At 64.6% G+C, this 752-nt stretch carries 1 pseudogene; it reads right to left on the reverse strand.

What is annotated here, in order from left to right:
* Nucleotides 1-752: pseudogene (locus CXQ91_RS24200) on the reverse strand (glycoside hydrolase family 65 protein); the annotation flags it as partial.

Genomic DNA, 752 nt, shown 5'->3' on the forward strand with positions numbered 1-752 from the left:
GTCGGCCGTGGCCCAATAGTTGGCGTAGTGCGCAACGCTTTGAGCAAAGACGGCGTCCACACTGATAAGCGCCGCCTGGGCCTCTGCCGCCAGGGTTTCTCCACGGTCCGGTGCCGCCGACGTCCCGGCGGTGGCATAGCTGACGCTCTTGTGGAGCACAAACTTCTCACCGGCCCCGAGACCCAGAACATAGCGAACTGTCGATTCGTCCTGACCGACCACCGTTTCAAAGGGCTGCTGGTCGGTATTGATCGTATGCTCCACGGCCATGGCGACGCCCTGTCGGGACGCCGCGGTTTCCCAGGCAAGTTCAAGCGACCCGTCGACCCCGTGGAGGTGCAAGGGCAGCAGGATCCGGTCTGCATGGCGTCCCGCGCGGCGCGGGTCGTGGGCGGACTGGTCTTCCACAGGCTTGTCCTGCCGGTTGACGATGTCGCTCCTGACATCCGCGTACACCTCCCGGTCGGCGGTGATGGCTAGCTCGATTCCCAGCGAACCGCGTGATTCAAAGCCCACCGCACGGCGCACCACGGTAGTGACGGTGGCGCCGGAACGGGCAGCCCAGGTCACGGCGCACCGGTAGATGCCGGTTGAAAAGTCCACGCTGCGCCGGTAGTCGAGGACGGTTGAATCGGCCAGTGAGAGCATCTCGCCGTCGATGCTCACGGTGAAGTTGGCGGCGTCGGGCACGTACACGATCCGTTGGCCGGTGCGCGCAGAGCCATAGGCATTTTCTGCGTGTTTGATGTCGC

It is taken from the genome of Arthrobacter sp. Y81 (genome assembly GCF_002929335.1).
GTDB lineage: Bacteria > Actinomycetota > Actinomycetes > Actinomycetales > Micrococcaceae > Arthrobacter.